Source organism: Kitasatospora sp. NPDC091257 (assembly GCF_044757675.1).
Classification (GTDB): domain Bacteria; phylum Actinomycetota; class Actinomycetes; order Streptomycetales; family Streptomycetaceae; genus Kitasatospora; species Kitasatospora lactacystinica.
In genome coordinates, this window is the sequence record NZ_JBIVVI010001211.1 from 1 (window position 1) to 2,666 (window position 2,666).

Here is a 2,666-nt window from a genome sequence, read left to right on the forward strand (position 1 = left end):
GTGTAGCCGAGGGCGACCTGGGGGGTCAGGTCACCGGGCACCGGCGGTACCGGGATGGGGTAGGACCAGTTGAAGGAGCCGGTGTTGCCACTCACCGACCAGGTACTGGACGGTGAGAGCGAGGTCGCCTTGTAGTTGCCCTCCGGGCCCGAGGCCCCGGCCGTGGCGGCCAGCACCGTCGCTCCGGCGACCGACGTGCCGGCAGCCTCGGCGAATGATGCCTTGACCGTGCCCTCGGAGGTCTGGCCGGTGGGAGCCGCTACGGTGACGTCGGCGGTGAGGGTGCCTGCCTTGGCGTCGTTCGAGGCGGCCATCGGTGTGGCCGTGCGGCACTGCGGCTGGTCCGGGGTGGTCAGCGCACACGCCGGCAACTGGACGAAGGTCAGACGCGAGCCCCAGTCGGCCCCGAACGACTCGCGGAAGGCCTTGTAGTCCAGCTGGACACGCGCCGTGTCGGGCGTGGCGCTGCCCGCCACCGGTTCGAGGTTGACCAGGACGCCGTCGAGACCCACCTTGGCCGCGGCCGCCCGGTCGGACAGGGCCACCCTGACCTTGGACTGCTCCCCCGCCGTCGAGTTCGCCCCGGTGGAGGCGACGGTCAGCGGCAGGCCGGGTGCCTTCGCCTGAGGGGACCGGTCCTGCGCCGAGGCCGGCGGAAGGTCGACCTCGACCTTCCCCGGCTTGGGCCACGCAGCGACCGGGGGCGCGGTTGCGGGCTGGGTCGTCTTCGCGGCGGGCTGTTCCGCCACGACCCGGGCCAGCGGGACGGGTTCGATGTGCTGGAGGGGCGGGAGCTTGAGCTCGTTGTCGGCCGCCACCGCGATGGCCGGGATCTGTACGACGGCGGCTATCAGGGCTGCCACGGCCATGGGTGCGACTTTACGGAGCACAGGGCGTCTTATTGCCTCGGACCGTCGCTTTCGCGCTCCGGGCGAGGCGCCCGTGTCGGATGGAGACATCCGTTTCATTCCTCTTGGTCGGGTTGTCCGGGCGCGATCGCACCCGGCGGGACGCTACCAAGAGCGGCTGACGGCGAGTGCCTGATAGTTCGCCAACTGCCCGACCTACGGGTCTTTTATCTCTCTCTCATAACTCCTTCATATTGCGAGTGGCGCTCCTTCAGTCCGGATCCGCGTCCTGGAAGAGGGATTTTTCCGCCTATCTCCGGCTATCCAGGTAGCCCCCGCAAGCCCTGTGATCACGATGTTGTATCTGATTCAACCTCCCCCTCTCACTGCCCCGTTCAACAGTCCGCTCGCCTGTCACCGTCCGCTTGCATGATGGGGGCGTCTGCGAACCACACAGAAAGTGAACGGGATGCACCGTCACAGCGCCCACCGAATAGGGCGAACCACCCGAAGAACAGCAGCCGCTCTGATCGTCGCGGCCGCCGTAAGCGCTGCCGCACTGGGCCAAGTACCCGCCTTTGCCGACACGGGAAGTCCCTCCAGCCCGCTTCAGAGCAGCACGCCTGAACAAGCCGCTGCCCTGAAGGCGCGCCAGAGCGGTAGGCCTGTCGAAATCACGGAGCGGCAGGACGAGTCGACCGATCTCGTGGCGAACCCGGACGGCAGCTTCACCATGCGCCGGCACGCGAGGCCGGTGCGCGCGAAGGTCGCCGGGCAGTGGCAGCCGGCCGACGCCACACTGGAGCACCGTCCCGACGGAACCATCGGCCCGAAGGCCGCTGTCTTCCCGATGACGTTCTCAGCCGGCGGCAGCAACGCTCCGCTGGCCACGATGCAGAAGGACGGCAAGTCCCTCGCCATCACCTGGCCGACACCGCTGCCGCAACCCGAACTGAGTGGCAGCACCGCCCTGTACCGTGAGGTGCTGCCCGGGGTGGACCTGAAGATCCTCTCCGAGGCCGACGGCTTCAGCCACCAGCTGGTCGTCAAGACCCGTCAGGCCGCCGACGACCCGCGTCTGGCCCAGGTCACCTACGGCCTGAAGACCATGGGCATCGCCCTCAACGCCGGCCAGGACGGGCGGATCACCGTGACCGACGCCTCCGGTGGCACGGTCTTCACCGCGCAGGCCCCGCGGATGTGGGACTCCCACGCCCCGGCCGCCACGGCCCAACAGCCCACGACTGCTCCCTCGCCGATGGCCAAGTCCGCACCGGCAACAGCCGCACGGTCCGCCGACAGCACACCACCGCCGAGCCCCGATGCTCCCGGCACTTCCGAGCACCCTCCGCGGACCATGGCCACCCAGATCACTGCGGACACCCTGCGGCTGACCCCGGACGCCGACCTGCTGCACGGCGCCGACACCGTCTTCCCGGTCGTCATCGACCCGACGTTCACCGACGGCTGGCGCAACCGCTGGGCGGTCGTCTACTCCGCCACACCCAACGCCGCCTACCCGGACGGGAACGGCTGGAACTCCGACAACCCACCGGACGAGCCGCGCGTCGGCTACAACGGCAGCGGCAACACCCGCTCCTACATCGAGATGAACACCCGCGGCCTGGCCGGCGCCACCGTCATGTCGGCGACCTTCCACATCGAGGAGACCCACTCCTGGGGCTGCGACCCGGCCGCCGCCGGAAACACCGAACTCTGGGCGACCGGCCCCATCAACACCACGACGCCGACCTGGAACAACCAGGCCCCCTGGATCTGGCAACTCGACGCCAAGGCCTTCGCCCACGGCAACCCCAC

The 2,666-nt window shown here is 69.2% G+C and carries 2 pseudogenes; one reads left to right on the forward strand and one right to left on the reverse strand.

Annotation, left to right across the window (positions count from 1 at the left end):
- Window positions 1-869, reverse strand: a pseudogene (locus ACIQOV_RS36385) (hypothetical protein); the annotation flags it as partial.
- Window positions 870-1,554: 685 nt separating this feature from the next.
- On the opposite strand from ACIQOV_RS36385, the pseudogene ACIQOV_RS36390 reads away from it, so the two are divergent.
- Window positions 1,555-2,666 (forward strand): annotated as a pseudogene (locus tag ACIQOV_RS36390) (VCBS repeat-containing protein); the annotation flags it as partial.